Raw genomic sequence first — 17755 nt, 5'->3', positions numbered from 1 at the left:
TCGCTGCGGGTCGTCCTCAATCGGCGACGTGGATCACCACCCGGCCACGCTTCGGACAGGTTTCCATGTAGCGGTGCGCCTCGACCACCTGGTCGAACTCGAATACCCGGTCGACCACCGGCTTGAGCAGGCGATCGCGGGTCAGTTGCTCGATGTGCGCGAGGGCCTTGCTCACCGACTCGTCGTTGCGTTCCAGGCCCATCTCCGGATGACCGGTGAAATCCATCAGGCAGTGGCGGTAGAACTGCAGGTGCTTCTTGAACGCGGCGCAGGCCGGGAACGCCGACTCGTTGCCGCCGTTGCAGCCATACAGCACCAGCTTGCCGCGGGTGGCGGAGACATCGCCGAGCAGGGTCATCTGCGGGCCGCCCAATTCGTCGAGGATGACATTGACGCCCTTGCCCTCGGTGAAGCGCTCGACTTCCAGGACCAGGTCCTGCTCGTCGGTCACCACCACCTTGTCGGCGCCCTGCTCGCGGAGGAACTCGCGCTCCTCGGCGGACTTGGTGGAAGCGATCACCCGCGCGCCGAGAGCCTTGGCCAACTGGATCGAGACCGGCCCGTACATGCGCGCCGCCTCGGTGATCAGCACGGTCTGCCCGGCCTTCAACCCGGCCAGGTCGACCAGGCCGAAATAGGCCACCAGCAGGCCGGTGTAGTAGACGCTGGCCTCCACCGGGGTGAGTACCTCGGGGTAGACCGCCAGGGCCGCGCGCGGCATCAGCACCACGTCGCCATAGGCCGGATAATGATCGGGGGTATGGGCGGGGAAACTGGCCACGCGGGAACCCAGCGGCAGGTCGCCGACGCCGGCGCCGACCGCCAGCACCTCGCCGGCCAGTTCGAAGCCGAGACCGGACGGCAGCGCAGCCTGCTCCGGGGCCAGGTTCTGACGCCAGAGCACATCCTTCCAGCTCACGCCGATCGCCTGGACACGCACCAGGACTTCCCCTGCGGCCGGCGCCGGGGTCGGCAGCTCTTCGCATTTGAGGACCTCTGGCGGGCCAAACTGATGAAAACGGATCACTCGGGACATCGCAAACCTCTGCAGTGCATCACGGGGTGAATAACCTCATGGGTTGTGACTGTATCCGCCCATGCCTGACAAAACCACCCGTCGTTATTGATAATGGCTATGCCTGTCAGTGATCCTATGCCCCTCCGGCACCTCGCCAGGCCCCGCCCCGTCTCGCACGCAAGGCTTGACGGCGAGCCCCCGCGGTTGCAGCCTCTAGCCCCTGGAAACGAGGAACGCCATGAACCGAAACGACCTGCGCCGCGTCGATCTGAACCTGCTGATCGTGTTCGAGACTCTGATGCACGAACGCAGCGTGACCCGCGCCGCAGAGAAACTGTTCCTCGGCCAGCCGGCCATCAGCGCCGCGCTGTCGCGCCTGCGCACGCTGTTCGACGACCCGCTGTTCGTCCGTACCGGACGCAGCATGGAACCCACCGCGCGAGCCCAGGAAATCTTCGCCCACCTGTCGCCGGCGCTGGATTCCATCTCCACCGCCATGAGTCGCGCCAGCGAGTTCGATCCGGCGACCAGCACCGCGGTGTTCCGCATCGGCCTTTCCGACGACGTCGAGTTCGGCCTGTTGCCGCCCCTGCTCCGCCGCCTGCGCGCGGAGGCGCCGGGGATCGTCCTCGTCGTGCGCCGCGCCAACTATCTATTGATGCCGAACCTGCTGGCCTCGGGGGAGATCTCGGTGGGCGTCAGCTACACCGACGAACTGCCGGCCAACGCCAAGCGCAAGACCGTGCGCCGCAGCAAGCCGAAGATCCTCCGCGCCGACTCCGCGCCCGGCCAGCTGACCCTCGACGACTATTGCGCGCGACCGCACGCGCTGGTGTCCTTCGCCGGCGACCTCAGCGGCTTCGTCGACGAGGAGCTGGAAAAATTCGGCCGCAAGCGCAAGGTGGTCCTGGCGGTGCCGCAGTTCAACGGCCTCGGCACCCTCCTGGCCGGCACCGACATCATCGCCACCGTGCCCGACTACGCCGCCCAGGCGCTGATCGCCGCCGGCGGCCTACGCGCCGAGGACCCACCGTTCGAGACCCGGGCCTTCGAACTGTCGATGGCTTGGCGCGGCGCCCAGGACAACGATCCGGCCGAACGCTGGCTGCGCTCGCGGATCAGCATGTTCATCGGCGATCCGGACAGTCTCTGAGCCCTCCGGCAGCTACCCGCACGAGGCGTCGCAACGGGAAAATCGATCGCGCGCCGCGGGTGTGCGGCTTATTCCATCGAAAGCACTGTCCATAACCATCGACTGTTACAGAAAACGAAAAACCATGTATCACTGTTCGTGATAATCAAAATCTCGTCGTTCGATTAGTTCCCTGCCGGAGCAGCCCGCAGACTTCGCCAATCCCGAAAAACCGACTGGCGGAGTCAAGCATGGAACAGTCATCCCACTTCTCCTGGCGCTACCCCCTCGCACTCGCGGCCGTACTGGTCCTGAGCGCCTGCGGCAAGGCCCCGGAAACCACCCAAGGCATGGCGGCGCCCAAGGTCAGCGTCGCCGAAGTCATCGAACAACCGCTGAACGAGTGGGACGAATTCACCGGCCGCCTGGAGGCCCCGGAGTCGGTGGAGCTGCGCCCGCGGGTGTCGGGCTACATCGACCGCGTGGCCTTCCATGAAGGCGCACTGGTGAAGAAAGGCGACCTGCTGTTCCAGATCGACCCGCGCCCGTTCGAGGCCGAGGTCAAGCGCCTCGAAGCCCAGCTGCAACAGGCCCGCGCGGCCCAGGCGCGGAGCGTCAACGAAGCCCAGCGCGGCGAACGCCTGCGCGCCAGCAACGCGATCTCCGCGGAACTCGCCGACGCCCGCACCACCGCCGCCCAGGAAGCCAAGGCGGCGGTCGCCGCGACCCAGGCGCAACTGGACGCGGCGCGCCTGAACCTGAGCTTCACCCGGATCACCGCGCCGATCGACGGTCGCGTCAGCCGCGCCGAGGTCACCGCCGGCAACCTGGTCAACTCCGGGGAGACCCTGCTCACCACCCTGGTCAGCACCGACAAGGTCTACGCCTACTTCGACGCCGACGAGCGCGTGTTCCTCAAGTACGTCGAGCTGGCCCGCCAGGCCGGTCGCGACACGCGCAGCGAGAGCCCGGTGTACCTCGGCCTGAGCAGCGAGGACGGCAACCCGCACCTGGGCCGGCTGGACTTCCTCGACAACCAGGTCAACCCGCGTACCGGCACCATCCGCGGCCGCGCCGTGTTCGACAACGCCAAGGGCGAGTTCACCCCGGGCCTCTACGTGCGCCTGAAGCTGGTCGGCAGCAAGACCTACGCCGCCACCCTGATCAAGGACGAAGCGGTCGGCACCGACCTGGGCAAGAAGTTCGTGCTGGTCCTGGATGGCGACAACAAGACCGTCTACCGCACCGTCGAGATGGGACCGAAGCTGGAGGGCCTGCGCATCGTCCGCAGCGGCCTGAGCAAGGGCGACCGGATCGTCGTGAATGGCCTGCAGCGGGTCCGCCCGGGCATGCAGGTGGATCCGCAGAAGGTCGAGATGGCCAGCGCCGACACCCTGGCCACCCTCGCGCGCCTGCGGCAGTCGGTCGGCGACAGCGAACCACCGAAGGTGGCGGCGTCCAAGGACAACGCCACTCGCAACGAGCCGCGCGGCTGAGCGCGGCGATAGGAAGAACCGATGAATTTCTCCCAATTCTTCATCCAGCGGCCGATCTTCGCCGCGGTGCTGTCGCTGCTGATCCTGATTGGCGGCGCCATCTCCCTGTTCCAGCTACCCATCAGCGAATACCCGGAAGTGGTGCCGCCGACCGTCGTGGTCCGCGCCAACTTCCCCGGCGCCAACCCGAAAGTCATCGGCGAGACCGTCGCCTCTCCCCTTGAACAGGCGATCACCGGGGTGGAGAACATGCTCTACATGTCCTCCCAGTCGACCTCCGACGGCAAGCTGACCCTGACCATCACCTTCGCCCTCGGCACCGACCTGGACAACGCCCAGGTGCAGGTGCAGAATCGCGTCACCCGGACCGAGCCGAAGCTCCCGGAAGAAGTGACCCGGCTCGGCATCACCGTCGACAAGGCCTCGCCCGACCTGACCATGGTCGTGCACCTGACCTCGCCGGATAACCGCTACGACATGCTCTACCTGTCGAACTACGCGGTGCTCAACGTGAAGGACGAACTGGCCCGCCTCGACGGCGTCGGCGACGTCCAGTTGTTCGGCCTCGGCGACTATTCGCTGCGCGTCTGGCTGGACCCGAACAAGGTCGCCTCGCGCAACCTCACCGCCACCGACGTGGTCAACGCCATCCGCGAGCAGAACCGCCAGGTCGCCGCCGGCACCCTGGGCGCGCCGCCGGCGCCGAGCGATACCAGCTTCCAGTTGTCGATCAACACCCAGGGTCGCCTGGTCACCGAGGAAGAGTTCGAGAACATCATCATCCGCGCCGGCGCCAACGGCGAGATCACCCGTCTGCGCGACATCGCCCGGGTCGAGCTGGGCTCCAACCAGTACGCCCTGCGTTCGCTGCTGAACAACAAGCCGGCGGTGGCGATCCCGATCTTCCAGCGTCCCGGCTCGAACGCCATCGAGATCTCCAACCTGGTGCGGGAGAAGATGGCCGAGCTGAAGCACAGCTTCCCGCAAGGCATGGACTACTCCATCGTCTACGACCCGACCATCTTCGTCCGCGGCTCCATCGAGGCGGTGGTGCACACCCTGTTCGAAGCCCTGGTGCTGGTGGTGCTGGTGGTGATCCTGTTCCTGCAGACCTGGCGCGCCTCGATCATCCCGCTGGCCGCGGTGCCGGTGTCGCTGATCGGCACCTTCGCGGTGATGCACATGCTCGGCTTCTCGCTCAACGCGCTGTCGCTGTTCGGCCTGGTACTGGCCATCGGCATCGTGGTGGACGACGCCATCGTGGTGGTGGAGAACGTCGAGCGCAACATCGGCCTCGGCCTCAAGCCGGTGGAAGCCACCAAGCGTGCCATGCGCGAGGTGACCGGGCCGATCATCGCCACGGCGCTGGTGCTCTGCGCGGTGTTCATCCCGACCGCGTTCATCTCCGGCCTCACCGGGCAGTTCTACCGCCAGTTCGCCCTGACCATCGCGATCTCCACGGTGATCTCGGCGTTCAACTCGCTGACCCTGTCGCCAGCGCTGGCGGCGGTCCTGCTCAAGGGCCACCACGAGCCGAAGGACCGCTTCTCGGTGTTCCTCGACAAGCTCCTCGGCAGTTGGCTGTTCCGTCCGTTCAACCGTTTCTTCGACCGCGCCAGCCATGGCTACGTCGGCACGGTGAACCGGGTCCTGCGCGGCAGCTCGATCGCCCTGCTGGTCTACGGCGGACTGATGGTGCTGACCTACTTCGGCTTCTCCAGCACGCCGACCGGTTTCGTCCCGCAGCAGGACAAGCAGTACCTGGTGGCCTTCGCCCAGTTGCCCGACGCGGCCAGCCTGGACCGTACCGAGGCGGTGATCAAGCAGATGTCCGAGATCGCCCTGGCGCAGCCCGGCGTGGCGGACTCGGTGGCCTTCCCCGGCCTGTCGATCAACGGCTTCACCAACAGCCCGAACAGCGGCATCGTGTTCACCCCGCTGAAGCCGTTCGACGAGCGCAAGGACCCGAGCCAGTCGGCCGGGGCCATCGCCGCCGCGCTGAACGCCAAGTACGCCGACATCCAGGACGCCTACATCGCGATCTTCCCGCCGCCGCCGGTACAGGGGCTGGGGACCATCGGCGGCTTCCGCCTGCAGATCGAGGACCGTGGCAACCAGGGCTACGAGGAGCTGTTCAAGCAGACCCAGAACATCATCACCAAGGCCCGTGCGCTGCCTGAGCTGGAACCCAGCTCGGTGTTCTCCAGCTACCAGGTCAACGTGCCGCAGATCGACGCCGACATCGACCGCGAGAAGGCCAAGACCCACGGCGTGGCGATCAGCGACATCTTCGACACCCTGCAGGTCTACCTCGGCTCGCTGTACGCGAACGACTTCAACCGCTTCGGCCGTACCTATCAGGTCAACGTCCAGGCCGAGCAGCAGTTCCGCCTCGAACCCGAGCAGATCGGCCAGTTGAAGGTGCGCAACAACCTCGGCGAGATGGTCCCGCTGGCGTCCTTCATCAAGGTCAGCGACACCTCCGGTCCGGACCGTGTGATGCACTACAACGGCTTCATCACCGCCGAACTCAACGGCGCCCCGGCCGCGGGCTACAGCTCCGGCCAGGCGCAGGCGGCGATCGAGAAGCTGCTGAAGGAGGAACTGCCCAACGGCATGACCTACGAGTGGACCGAGCTGACCTACCAGCAGATCCTCGCCGGCAATACCGCGCTGTTCGTCTTCCCGCTCTGCGTGCTGCTGGCCTTCCTCGTGCTGGCCGCCCAGTACGAGAGCTGGAGCCTGCCGCTGGCGGTGATCCTGATCGTGCCGATGACCCTGCTGTCGGCGATCACCGGGGTGATCCTGGCCGGCAGCGACAACAACATCTTTACCCAGATCGGCCTGATCGTTCTGGTGGGGCTGGCGTGCAAGAACGCGATCCTGATCGTCGAGTTCGCCAAGGACAAGCAGGAGGAAGGCATGGACCGCGTCGCCGCGGTGCTGGAAGCCTGCCGCCTGCGCCTGCGGCCGATCCTGATGACGTCCATCGCCTTCATCATGGGCGTGGTGCCGCTGGTAATCTCCACCGGCGCCGGCGCCGAGATGCGCCATGCGATGGGCGTGGCGGTGTTCTCCGGGATGATCGGGGTGACCTTCTTCGGCCTGCTGCTGACGCCGGTGTTCTACGTCCTCATCCGCCGCTTCGTGGAGAACCGCGAAGCGCGCCGCGCCGCCAACGACAAAGGCCTGCCAGAGGTGCATGCATGATTCACGCGCAGTCGATCCGGAGCGGGCTCGCGCCCGCCCTGGGTCTGTTCAGTCTGCTGGCGCTCAGCGCCTGCACGGTGGGTCCGGACTACCGGACCCCCGACACCGCGGCGGCGAAGATCGACGCCACGGCGAGCAAGCCCTACGACCGCAGCCGCTTCGAAAGCCTGTGGTGGAAACAGTTCGACGATCCGACCCTGAACCAGTTGGTCGAACAGTCGCTGAGCGGCAACCGCGACCTGCGCGTGGCCTTCGCCCGCCTGCGCGCCGCCCGCGCCCTGCGCGACGACGTGGCCAACGATCGCTTCCCGGTGGTCACCAGCCGCGCCAGCGCCGACATCGGCAAGGGCCAGCAACCGGGAGTGACCGAGGACCGGGTCAACAGCGAGCGCTACGACCTTGGCCTGGATAGCGCCTGGGAGCTTGATCTGTTCGGGCGCATCCGCCGTCAGCTGGAGTCCAGCGACGCCCTCAGCGAAGCGGCCGAGGCCGACCTGCAGCAACTGCAGGTCAGCCTGATCGCCGAGCTGGTGGACGCCTACGGCCAGCTGCGCGGCGCGCAACTGCGCGAGAAGATTGCCCTGAGCAACCTGGAGAACCAGAAGGAGTCGCGCCAGCTCACCGAGCAACTGCGCGACGCCGGGGTCGGTGCCGAACTCGACGTACTGCGCGCCGATGCGCGCCTGGCGGCCACCGCCGCCAGCGTGCCGCAACTGCAGGCGGAAGCCGAGCGCGCCAGGCACCGTATCGCCACCCTCCTCGGCCAACGGCCGGAAGAGTTGACAGTGGACCTTTCGCCGCGCGACCTGCCGGCGATCACCAAGGCCCTGCCGATCGGCGATCCCGGCGAGCTGCTGCGCCGCCGACCGGACATCCGCGCCGCCGAACGGCGCCTGGCCGCCAGCACCGCCGACGTCGGCGTGGCCACCGCCGACCTGTTCCCGCGGGTCAGCCTCAGCGGCTTCCTCGGTTTCACCGCCGGGCGGGGCTCGCAGATCGGCTCAAGCGCCGCCCGCGCCTGGAGCGTCGGCCCGAGCATCAGTTGGGCCGCCTTCGACCTCGGCAGCGTGCGTGCCCGCCTGCGCGGCGCCAAGGCCGACGCCGACGCCGCGCTGGCCAGCTACGAACAGCAGGTGCTGCTGGCCCTGGAAGAATCGGCGAATGCCTTCAGCGACTATGGCAAGCGCCAGGAGCGCCTGGTCTCGCTGGTCCGCCAGTCGGAAGCCAGCCGCGCCGCCGCGCAACAGGCGGCGATCCGCTACCGCGAAGGCACCACCGATTTCCTGGTGCTGCTGGACGCCGAACGCGAGCAACTCTCCGCCGAAGATGCCCAGGCCCAGGCCGAGGTCGAGCTGTACCGCGGCATCGTGGCGATCTACCGCTCCCTCGGCGGTGGCTGGCAACCCAGCGCCTGAACCGGCTATCCCCCGGCCGATGGAAATCGGCCACTCCAGCCCCGCGATTGCAGCTCCTGGTCGCGGGGCTTTTTTATGCGCAGCGCGGGGGCTCGGTCGAGCCCCACGTCGTTTCTCGGCGATGGCGTAGAGGCTCGGCGGGCATTGCCGCGGGCTATTCCCGCCGCTCCGGCTGCGCGGAGTGGATATACAGGGTGTAGGTATCCGCCGGCCGGGGCGCGCCCGCCAGGTCGAGGGCATGACCGATGGCGCCGCGATGGTAGGTGCCATGGTTGACGATATGGAAGAGGATCTCCTGGCGCGTCATGCCGCCGTCGCGGCCATCGGCGAAGCGGAAGCGCAGCCATTCGCCGCGACGCTCCAGCGGCAGCTCGGCGACATAGCCGGCGAACCAGGCGGCCGAATCCTCCAGCCGGCGACGCAGGACGTCGTAGCCAGGCACCACCTCGCTGTTGGTCTGTTGGTGGGGCGCCGGCTCGCCCAGCAGGCGCGCCCTGAACAGTTCCTCGACGATCGCCATGTGATTGAGCTGTTGCAAGGCGAAGGCCAGCGAGGCCGGGAACGCCTCGGCGTCGATCCGGGCGATGGCATCGAGGGTGCGGCGGTCGGACCAGGCCTTGTAATTGAAGGACTCGACCAGCAGGTCGACTTGCAGGGTGGGTCGGGACATGTGGCGGGCTTCCGTGTCCATTCGCTGAGGGAGCCGGATCATAGCCCGGAGACAGCGCTCAGCGCTCGCCCTGCAACCCTTCCAGGCGTGCATCGCAGAGGTCGCGCAGGCGGTCGCGGAGGGTGCGCCCGGCGCTGTCCAGCTCGGGCCGCGCGTAGAGCGCCAGCTCCAGGCCAGCGATGGGCGGGAAGCCGGACTGCGCGCCAAGCAGGCGATGCTCGGGCCCGACGCAGCCCAGCGGCAGCAGGCTGACCCCCAGTCCGGCGCCGACCGCGGCCACCAGGCTGGCCAGGCTGGCGCTGGAATAGCCGATGCGCCAGCGACGCCCGATGCTCTCCAGGGCATGGATCATCTCCTGGCGATACAGCGCGCCGACCGGGAACACCACCAGCGGCACCGGCTCCTCCGGCGAACCCTCGCCGAACGGCCGCGCGGCGCTGCCGAACCAGCCCAGCGGCTCGGCCCAGCGTGCATGGCAGTCGCTGTCGGCCCCCCACTGCTTGACCAGCAGCAGGTCCAGCTCGCCGCTGCGATAGAGGCGCAGCAGGTGATGGCTGAGACCGCTCTCGACCTCCAGGCGCAGTCGCGGACGCTCTTCGGTGAAGCGCGTCAGCACCGGCATCAGCACTTCGCCGGCGAGGTCTTCCGGCACGCCGAGGCGCAGCACGCCGTCGCCATGGGCCGGGCTGAGGGCCTCGCTGGCCTCGTCCGAGAGCCGCAGCAGGCGCCGCGCGTAGCCAAGCAGACGCTCGCCTTCCTCGGTCGGCAAAACCTGCCGCTGGCTGCGGTCGAGCAGGCGGCAACCGAGGTTCTGTTCGAGGCGGATGACCTGCTGGCTGACGGTGGACTGGGTCAGGTGCAGGTGTTCGCCGGCGCGGGTGAAGTTGCCGGTGTCGACAACGCTGACGAAGGTACGGAGCAGGACCAGATCGAGCATGCACACTCCCACTGAAAGGCATTACATCATTTAATTTCAGCATACATGACATCGACGCCATACTTTTCGCCAACGCCTATCGGAGCCCATCGACATGTCCCTGGCCAATCTATGCAGGAGCGGAGCCATGCTGGTCTGCGCAGCATTCAGCGGAGGCGCCGGCGCGAGCGACGCCGGAGCATTGCTCGAAGCCGCGCGTCGCGGCGATACCGCGCAGGTCGCCAGCCTGCTCGAACGCAAGGTCGAGGTCGACGCGCCCAGCGCCGACGGTAGCACCCCGCTGCTGCTGGCCACCGCCAACGACCACCTGGCGGTGGCGCGCCAGTTGATCGAGGCCGGCGCCGACGTCAACCGGCAGAACAGCCGGCTCGACAGCCCGTATCTGCTGGCCGGCGCCGAGGGCCGCCTGGAAATCCTGCGCCTGACCCTGCTCCACGGCGCCGACCTGAAGAGTACCAACCGCTATGGCGGCACCGCGCTGATCCCGGCCTGCGAACGCGGCCATGTGGAAGTGGTGAAGACGCTGCTGCAAGCCGGGGTCGATCCCAACCATGTCAACAAGCTCGGCTGGACCGGGCTGCTCGAGGCGATCCTGCTGAGTGACGGTGGTCCGCGCCACCAGGAGATCGTGCGCCTGCTGATCGACGCCGGCGCCGACGTCAACCTGGCCGATGCCGACGGCGTCAGCCCGCTGGCCCACGCCCGCCAGCGCGGCCAGGGCGGGATCGAGCGGCTGCTGCTGGCCGCCGGCGCCCAATGAAAGCGAAGGAGAAAGACATGTCCGATGAAATCTTCATGCGCGAGGCCATCGCCCTCGCCCGCGCCAACGTCGAGGCCGGCGGCCGCCCGTTCGGCGCCGTGCTGGTGCGCGACGGGCGGGTCCTGGCCCGCGGCGTCAACCAGATCCACGAGACCCACGATCCCAGTGCCCACGCCGAACTGCAGGCGATCCGCCAGGCCAGTCAGGCGCTCGGCAGCCCGCGTCTGGACGGTTGTGTGATCTACGCCAGCGGCCATCCCTGCCCGATGTGTCTGGCCGCCATGCATCTCTGCGGCATCCAGGCGGCCTGGTTCGCCTATTCCAACGAGGACGGCGAACCGTTCGGCCTGTCCACGGCCACGCTCTACGCCGAGATGGCGCGCCCGCCACAGCGGCAGAGCCTGCCGCTACGCGCCCTGCGTCCTGCCGGCGAAGAGGGTCTGTACCGGCAATGGCGGCAACGCCAGGCATGAGCGCGCGAATCCCTTCTGGCGGCCAGGCCGCCAGCGGCGTCGGCGCGGCGGAGGTCAGTTGGGTCGGCCTGCTGGTGATCTTCTGCCTCGGCATCAACCTGCGACCGATCCTCACCGGCATCGGCCCGCTGCTCGAGGAAATCACCGCCGGCACCGGTCTCGGCTTCCAGGGCGCGTCGCTGCTGACGGTGTTGCCGGTGCTCTGCATGGGCCTGGTGGCGCTGTTGCTGCCCTGGCTCGGGCGCTGGCTGGCCGAGCACCGCGGCATCGTCTGCGGACTGCTGGCCATCGCCGCGGCCTGCCTCTGGCGCCTGGAACTGGATAGCGGGCTGGCGCTGATCGCCAGCGCCGCGCTGGCCGGCAGCGGCGTGGCGATCATCCAGGCGCTGGTACCGGGCGTGGTCAAGCGCTGGTTCCCGAGGCGGGTCCCGGCGGCGATGGGCCTCTACTCGGCCTCGCTGATGGCCGGCGGCGGAACCGCGGCGGTGCTCAGCCCGCGGATCGCCGAACACTTCTCCAACTGGCAGGCCGGCCTCGGCGCCTGGGCCGTACCGGCCCTGCTGGCGCTGCTGCTGTGGATGTTCGCGCGGCCAAGGGAGGTGCTGCCGAGCGCTGGCGAGGGGCCGGTCCGGCACTTCTTCGGCAATCGCCGTGGCTGGCTGCTGGCGGTGTATTTCGGGCTGATCAACGGCGGCTACACCAGCATGGTGGCCTGGTTGCCGGTGTACTACCGCCAGCTCGGCTGGAGCGCCCAGGACAGCGGCGGGCTGGTCGGGATCATGACCATCTTCCAGGTGCTCGCCGCGCTCAGCGTGCCGCTGCTGATTCGCCGCCGCCTCGACCGCCGGCCCTGGCTGCTGGCCGCGCTGCTGGTCCAGCTCGGCGGCTTCTGCGGCCTGCTGCTGATGCCGCTGCAGCACGCGGCGCTGTGGGTGGCGTTGATCGGCTACGGCCTGGGCGCCTGCTTCGCCCTCAGCCTGACCCTGACCCTCGACCACCTCCACGAGCCGCGTGCGGCGGGAAGCCTGGCGGCCTTCGTGCAAGGCATCGGCTTCATCATCACCGGCATCGTGCCCTACCTGACCGGCTGGCTGCGCGACGTCACCGGCAGCTTCCAGGCCTCCTGGCTGCTGCTCGCGGCGAGCGTGGTGGCGATGTTGCTGGTGACCCTGCGCTTCGCCCCGTCCGGCTATGCCCGGGCCATGGGCGAGACGCGCGACTGAGCGGCGGACCTCCGCGCCCGCCATTGCAGGCGCGGGTGGCGCTTCAGTAATGGGTGGCGATATAGATGCGGTAGCTGATGATGGCCAGCATGCAGATCACCCCGACCCACATGAGGAACAGGCCGAACGGCGTGTCGCGCTTGGTGAAACCCGTGCCGATGAAGAGCATGCCCAGCACGATGATTGCGAAAGTGACGCCGTAGGAATCCATGTTTACCCTCGTTGGCCGCGTTCCTGACATACTTGTCAGTCTAGCTCCAAGCCCGCTAGAACTACGTTGATATTTATCAGCCTGCGGTCAATTTCGGACAAATTCATCGAACTTGAGGAAACGCCTGGCTGCGAGCGGCAAGGTCGCGCAAGATCGCCTGGATCTCGCCGAAGTCCGGCCGCTCGCTCACCCGTGGCAGCGCGCAACGTCGCTGCAACTCGACCAGCGCCGCACGTAGCGAGGCCTGCCCCGGCGGCGCCTCGCTGCGCTCGAGCAACTCTTCCAGCAGGCAGGCGAAGGCACGTACTTCCAGGCGCCGCAGGGCGCCGGCGAGCACGGCGTCGTCCGGGAGAAAGGACGCGGCGCCGAAATCGCCCAGCAGGCAGGCGCCATCCTCGCGCCAGAGGATGTTATGCGCATAGAAGTCGCCATGGCTGATGCCGCGTCCATGCAGATGGGCCATCAACGCGGCGAGCGAGGCCGCCAGGCGCAGCGCCGTGGCCAGCTCGAAGCGCAGTCCCGGCGGATAGACGTCGCGGGTACAGGACTCCAGGCTCGGCGGCCCCGCCAGGTTGCGATAGGCGTCGTCGAGCAGCTCCAGCACCAGCCCGTCGCGCCCTTGCGGATGCCCGGCGAGCTGGCCGAGCACCTCGATCAATTGCGCATGGCGCCCCGCCGCCAGGCAGGCGGCCGTCTCGCTGGCGGGGGTGCCATCGCTGGTCACTTCGCCCTTGAACAGCTTCAGCGCCACCGTGCGCGTCGAGCCGTCCGGCTGGTGCCAGCCGGCGCGATGGATGACCCCGGAGGCTCCTTCGCCGATCAAACCGTCCAGGCTCAGCTCGCTCCAGTCCAGCGCAGCGATGCCGCTGTCGGCCAGCGCCGGCAGACGGCACAACGGGTTGCCGGCGTAGGCCAGCCAGGCCAGGCGCGGCAGCGTCGCCAGCCAGGCCGGCAGGCGCTGGAAACGGTTGGCGGCGATCCGCAGCAGTTCCAGGCCTTCGCAAGCGGCCATGCTCTCGGGCAAGGCCTCCAGGCGGTTGCCGGCCAGCATCAGCTTCTGCAACGGCCGGCGACCCAGTTCCTCGGGCAGCGTGGCAATCCGGTTGTCGGTGAGGATCAGCCAGCGCAGCGCTGGCGGCAGGGCCGCGGCCGGCACCCGCTCGATGCGGTTGAACTTGAAGCCGACCATGCTCAGCGCCGGACAGTCGCCCACCGCCGCCGGCAATTCGTCGAAGTCGTTGGCGGAACAGAACAGCACCTTGAGACGATGCAGCCGCCCGAGGTCGTCCGGCAGGCTGTCCAGGGCGTTGCCGCTGAGGTTGAGCACCTCCAGGGAGTCGGCCAGCTCGAAGATTTCCCGGGGGAACTCGCGCAGGCCGCAGGACAGGTCCAGGCGCGTGGCGCCGGCCAGTTCGCCGCTGCGCAGTTGCTGCAAGGTGTGCATGGTTCGACGGACTCCGGCCAGGGCGGATGGAAAGCCGCGCATGATAGCCAAGGCGTTGCGGAACGCGCACCCTCGCCGTGCTAGAGTGGCCGCCCCGAATCGACAGGACCACAGAGAATGGAACTCTCCCCCGCCGAACGCCAACTCCTGCTGGCCCATCGCCTGGCCGTGTTCGACGGCTGCGTGGTGTACGACGCCCAACCGCCGGTGTCCGCCGAACACGTCCAGCGTCTTGCCGAAGGCCTGGCCGGACCGATTCCAGAAGACCTGCTACGCCTCTGGCGCACCTGTTTCGGCGGGCGCCTCGGCTATGACCTGGAAGTCGACTACGACGGCCACCGCCACCCGTTCTCTTTCAGCGAACTGTTCTATCCGGACAGCGACGGCTACCACGACCTCTGGGGCTGGATCGAACACGAGCGCGAGCTGGCGGCGGAAGCCGCGGCAGAAGAAGGCCGCGACTGGAACGGCAAGCTGGCCTACCTGCCGTTCGGTGGCTTCGAGTACCTGGAGCGGCTCTACGTCTGCGTCGAACCCGGCCCCGAGCATGGCGCGGTAATCGCCTGGAGCCACGGCCTGCCGCCGGCCTGGGCCGGACGCCTGCACCAGGATTCGGTGACGCGCCTGGCCGACGACGTCGGCGGGCTGTTCCGCCTGCTGTCCTTCGAACAGGACCCGTTCGACGCCGAGAACGCCTGCGGCGTGGCCGACGAGCTACTGGAAGCGCTGGACGCCCTGGAGGCCGCTGGGGAGCCCGGCAAGGCGCTGAAGGGCCGCCTGGAAGTCCTGCTGCGCCAGCGCATCCTCGACTGGCGGCCGGCCCTCGCCGACGGCAGCCTGGCCGCCGAACCAAGGCTGCGTCAACTGGCCCTGGCCGAAGCTGCGCAAGACGGCGACATCGACCTGCTGCAACGCCTACGCGATGCCGGCTGCGACTTCGCCGAAACCTTGCGCGGACGCGGCGGCGTGCTGGAGGCCTGCCTCGCCCGCGGGCGCCTGGAGGCCGCCAGATGGCTGCTCGACCAGGGCGTCGCGGTGCACCAGGACAGCCTGCAGATTGGCGCCGCGCACCTCGATGCGGTCCTGGCCGAACGCCTGTTGCGGCTCGGCGCGATCTCCGACCCGAATACGGTGCTCCTCGCCCTGCAATACGGCGACGCCGACGCCGCGCGGATCATGGCGCGACCGCTGCTGGAGGAGTCGCCGACGAGGGCCAGCGCCCTGCGTCTGGCCCTCGCCAGCCGCGCCGAGCGCGAGCGCAGCGACGCCAGGCGGGTCAGGTCGGGAAAGATGGGCAGCAACCGCAGTCCCGACGACTACCTGGCCCTGGCCGAGCGCCTGGAGCGCTTCCTCGCCGAGCTGCCAGGCTGAGGCTCAACCCTCCGGTCCCTGCACCTCGATGAAGGAACCGTCGGCCAGCCGCTCGAACGCCCGTCCCGGCGGCGCGTCGAGCAGCGGCAGGATGCTGTCGTCGGCGTTCAGCACCGAGCCCAGGCTGACGTAGGCGGTGGTCCCGGCGGTATTCATGTAGTCGTCCGACTCGTCGCCGGCCATCAGTCGCCAGCCGCTGTCGTTTTCCTCTTCCGGCGCCTCGCGGTAGAGGTAGCCGACCGCCTTCCCCTCGTCTATCACCCGGCGCGTCACGAAGCAGCGCCGGGCATAGCGCGAGATCGGCGTTTCCCGCGGGTCGTGCTCGGTGTTGATGATGTGCCGCGCCTCGAAGACGATGCGCTCGCCCAGCGACAGGTCGCGGATGTATTGCGGATAGTTGTCCAGGCGGCCGCTGAAGGCGCCATCCGCCTCGATGCCCTCGACCGTCACCCAGAGCCGCTCGGCGCGCGGCGCATCGGGGTTGTCGGTATCGAAGGCGAAGATCAGCTTGACGCTTTCCCCGGCGGCGACCCGGTCGATGGTCTCCGCGTCCGGTTTGTAGAAGGTGTAGGGATGGCGGACAGCGATCGCGCTGGCGTCCACCAAGGTCCACGAGGCCATGTCGACTCCCGCTTGGCTGGCTACGCGGCGCCCGTAGCCTGGGCTGCCACGGGCACGCCGGTGCCCGGGCGGCATGGGTGGAATGGCGTGGCCGAGGTTCGGGTCGCGGCGCCCACCGGCAGGTCGAAGCCATGCCCGGCCAGGAACCGCCCTTCGGCCCGCCTACCCAGAGGAAAGTAGCAGCGCCGCCGCGCAGCCGCCAGCAACGGGCTGTCGCAGAGCGCCGCCCCGGATGGGGCGGCGGCGCGCCTTCAGAGGACTTGCAGCGGGTATTCGACGATCAGGCGGACTTCGTCGAGGTCCGACTCGAAGCTGTCGGAGCGCACGGTGGCCTGGCGCACGCGGAACGCCAGGTCCTTGGCCGCGCCACCCTGCACCACGTACTTGACCTCCACGTCGCGTTCCCAGCGGCCCTGGTTGGTCAGCGGGTTGCCGTTGGCGTCGGTGCGCATGTAGACGCTGTTGGCATTCGAATAATCGGCGTCCCAGCCCTTGCCATAGCGGGTCATGAAGCTCAGCCCCGGCACGCCGAAGGCGGCCATGTCGAGGTCGTAGCGGAGCATCAGCGAGCGTTCCTTGGGCGAGTTGAAGTCGCTGTACTGGATCGAGTTGTCCAGGTAGATGGAGTCGGTCTGGCGCAGGTAGTCGAAGTCGTCGTCGCCGTTGTTGCGCTGGTACGACAGCAGCACCTGGTGCGGACCGTAGGCGAAGCCGCCGCGCACGCTCCAGATGTCGTTGTCGAGTTCGCCCATCACCTGCCTGCCCTGGTCCTTGACCTTGTAGTAGTTGGCGCCGCCGAGCAGGGACAGCTTGTCGTCCAGCGGATAGTTGAAGCTGGTGCCGGCGTAGTACTGGTCCCAGGCGTCCTTCTGGCGGCTGCCGTAGAGGCTGACGCTCCAGTGCTCGGTGGCCTGGTAGTCGCCGCCGGCGTAGGCGACCCACGGCGAGTCGATGCGCCGGCCGGTGTAGAAGCTGTAGAAGTCGTCGCTGCCGCTGGTGCTGTTCGGCTGGGTCATCGAGTTCAGCTTGCCGGCCTGCAGGGTCAGGCCCTTCGCCAGGCTGTCGTTGACCAGGGTGAAGCCACGGAAGCTGGAGGGGAACAGCCGGCTGTTGCCGTACTGGATTACCGGGGTTTCCGGGAACACGTCGCCGACCCGCAGCACGGTGCCATACCAGCGCAGCTTGACCGCGCCGCCGGCTCGCGAATAGTCGTCCTGCGGCCTCCCCTGGTCGTCATAGGGCAGCAGGTCGACGCTACCGCCGGCGCCGGAACGCCCGCCGCCGCTGTCCAGGCGCACGCCGAGCTGGGCGAAGGCGTCGATGCCGACGCCCAGCGTGCCCTGGGTGAAGCCCGAGGAGAAGTTGGCCATGAAGCCCTGCACCCATTCCTCGGTGTAGCCGCCGCCCGCCGGGCTCGATTGGCCCTTGCGGAAGTCGCGGTTGAAGTAGAAGTTGCGCAGCAGCAGGTTGACCTCGCTGCCCTCGATGAAACCTTCCTTGCTCCGCTCGGCGTTCTCCTCGGCGACGGCCGAGGCCATCAGTCCGGCGCCCAGCAGCAGTGGAAGCGTCCACAGTCGTTTCTTTCCATCCCCTTGCATGGCGATTGCTCCAGATCGGTTCATGTCTGTTTTTCTTCTGCGGCCATGCCTTGCGGCGCTGGCTGTGCGTGAACTTCTGGTCGATCGCGCCCCCGCGCAGTCCTGCCGCAACCGGCATTGACCGTGGGGCTGATTCTGGAACCGGGGAAATGACGCAGACATGAGGCGGGGATTAC

General features: G+C 68.1%; 15 protein-coding genes. 8 read left to right on the top strand and 7 right to left on the bottom strand.

From position 1 onward, the window contains the following. Positions 1–16: 16 nt before the first annotated feature. On the bottom strand, positions 17–1036 hold the full coding sequence (gene mexS, locus JHD77_RS29160) for an oxidoreductase MexS (RefSeq protein WP_003103552.1): 1020 nt from the start codon (positions 1034–1036) through the stop codon (positions 17–19). A gap of 220 nt (positions 1037–1256) precedes the next feature. Between mexS and mexT the strand changes: the two genes are divergently transcribed. From mexT to oprN, 4 genes are all read left to right on the top strand, one after another. Then, complete coding sequence (mexT, locus tag JHD77_RS29155) at positions 1257–2171, top strand: multidrug efflux system transcriptional regulator MexT (RefSeq protein WP_003089829.1); 915 nt, start codon at positions 1257–1259, stop codon at positions 2169–2171. 230 nt (positions 2172–2401) lie between these two features. Next, complete coding sequence (gene mexE, locus JHD77_RS29150) at positions 2402–3646, top strand: multidrug efflux RND transporter periplasmic adaptor subunit MexE (RefSeq protein ID WP_003103549.1); 1245 nt, start codon at positions 2402–2404, stop codon at positions 3644–3646. A 21-nt stretch (positions 3647–3667) separates the two neighbouring features. Then, positions 3668–6856, top strand: coding sequence for a multidrug efflux RND transporter permease subunit MexF (gene mexF, locus JHD77_RS29145; RefSeq protein WP_003089834.1), 3189 nt, complete (start codon positions 3668–3670; stop codon positions 6854–6856). After that, positions 6853–8271, top strand: coding sequence for a multidrug efflux RND transporter outer membrane subunit OprN (gene oprN, locus JHD77_RS29140; RefSeq protein ID WP_003089836.1), 1419 nt, complete (start codon positions 6853–6855; stop codon positions 8269–8271). Before mexF ends, oprN begins: the two co-directional genes overlap by 4 nt. Positions 8272–8425: 154 nt before the next feature. Here the strand turns inward: oprN and JHD77_RS29135 are convergent, their stop codons facing one another. Together JHD77_RS29135 and JHD77_RS29130 are read right to left on the bottom strand one after the other, a co-directional pair. Next, positions 8426–8941: a DinB family protein gene (locus tag JHD77_RS29135; RefSeq protein ID WP_003089838.1), complete on the bottom strand. Its 516-nt coding sequence runs from the start codon at positions 8939–8941 to the stop codon at positions 8426–8428. Between the two features lie 58 nt (positions 8942–8999). Beyond that, on the bottom strand, positions 9000–9878 hold the full coding sequence (locus tag JHD77_RS29130; RefSeq protein ID WP_003116874.1) for a LysR substrate-binding domain-containing protein: 879 nt from the start codon (positions 9876–9878) through the stop codon (positions 9000–9002). A gap of 127 nt (positions 9879–10005) precedes the next feature. Here JHD77_RS29130 and JHD77_RS29125 point away from each other — a divergent pair, with 127 nt between their 5' ends. From JHD77_RS29125 to JHD77_RS29115, 3 genes are read left to right on the top strand one after another with little or no spacing between them, the layout of a single operon-like run. Further along, positions 10006–10638, top strand: coding sequence for an ankyrin repeat domain-containing protein (locus tag JHD77_RS29125; RefSeq protein WP_003109549.1), 633 nt, complete (start codon positions 10006–10008; stop codon positions 10636–10638). 17 nt (positions 10639–10655) lie between these two features. Next, entirely contained in the window at positions 10656–11111 is a 456-nt protein-coding gene (locus JHD77_RS29120; RefSeq protein ID WP_003122651.1) for a nucleoside deaminase, read from the top strand. Continuing rightward, complete coding sequence (locus JHD77_RS29115; protein WP_003120087.1) at positions 11108–12334, top strand: CynX/NimT family MFS transporter; 1227 nt, start codon at positions 11108–11110, stop codon at positions 12332–12334. Before JHD77_RS29120 ends, JHD77_RS29115 begins: the two co-directional genes overlap by 4 nt. A 43-nt stretch (positions 12335–12377) precedes the next feature. Here JHD77_RS29115 and JHD77_RS29110 read toward each other — a convergent pair whose 3' ends face one another. After that, positions 12378–12545 carry a hypothetical protein gene (locus tag JHD77_RS29110; protein WP_003089849.1) on the bottom strand — a complete coding sequence of 56 codons (168 nt, stop codon included), beginning with the start codon at positions 12543–12545 and terminating at the stop codon, positions 12378–12380. Positions 12546–12648: 103 nt separating this feature from the next. Continuing rightward, entirely contained in the window at positions 12649–13989 is a 1341-nt protein-coding gene (locus JHD77_RS29105) for a leucine-rich repeat-containing protein kinase family protein (protein ID WP_031755873.1), read from the bottom strand. Between the two features lie 117 nt (positions 13990–14106). Here JHD77_RS29105 and JHD77_RS29100 point away from each other — a divergent pair, with 117 nt between their 5' ends. Beyond that, entirely contained in the window at positions 14107–15360 is a 1254-nt protein-coding gene (locus JHD77_RS29100) for an ankyrin repeat domain-containing protein (protein ID WP_023118541.1), read from the top strand. Positions 15361–15363: 3 nt separating this feature from the next. Here the strand turns inward: JHD77_RS29100 and JHD77_RS29095 are convergent, their stop codons facing one another. Both JHD77_RS29095 and JHD77_RS29090 read right to left on the bottom strand, forming a co-directional pair. Next, positions 15364–15981: an immunity protein Imm33 domain-containing protein gene (locus JHD77_RS29095; protein ID WP_003089860.1), complete on the bottom strand. Its 618-nt coding sequence runs from the start codon at positions 15979–15981 to the stop codon at positions 15364–15366. A 251-nt stretch (positions 15982–16232) separates the two neighbouring features. Continuing rightward, positions 16233–17579, bottom strand: a complete 1347-nt coding sequence (locus tag JHD77_RS29090) for an OprD family porin (RefSeq protein WP_003109544.1) — start codon at positions 17577–17579, stop codon at positions 16233–16235. Between the last annotated feature and the right edge of the window lie 176 nt (positions 17580–17755).

The organism is Pseudomonas sp. P20, assembly GCF_016463925.1.
GTDB classification, from domain to species: domain Bacteria; phylum Pseudomonadota; class Gammaproteobacteria; order Pseudomonadales; family Pseudomonadaceae; genus Pseudomonas; species Pseudomonas aeruginosa.
This window is presented reverse-complemented; position numbering and strand designations above follow the sequence as displayed.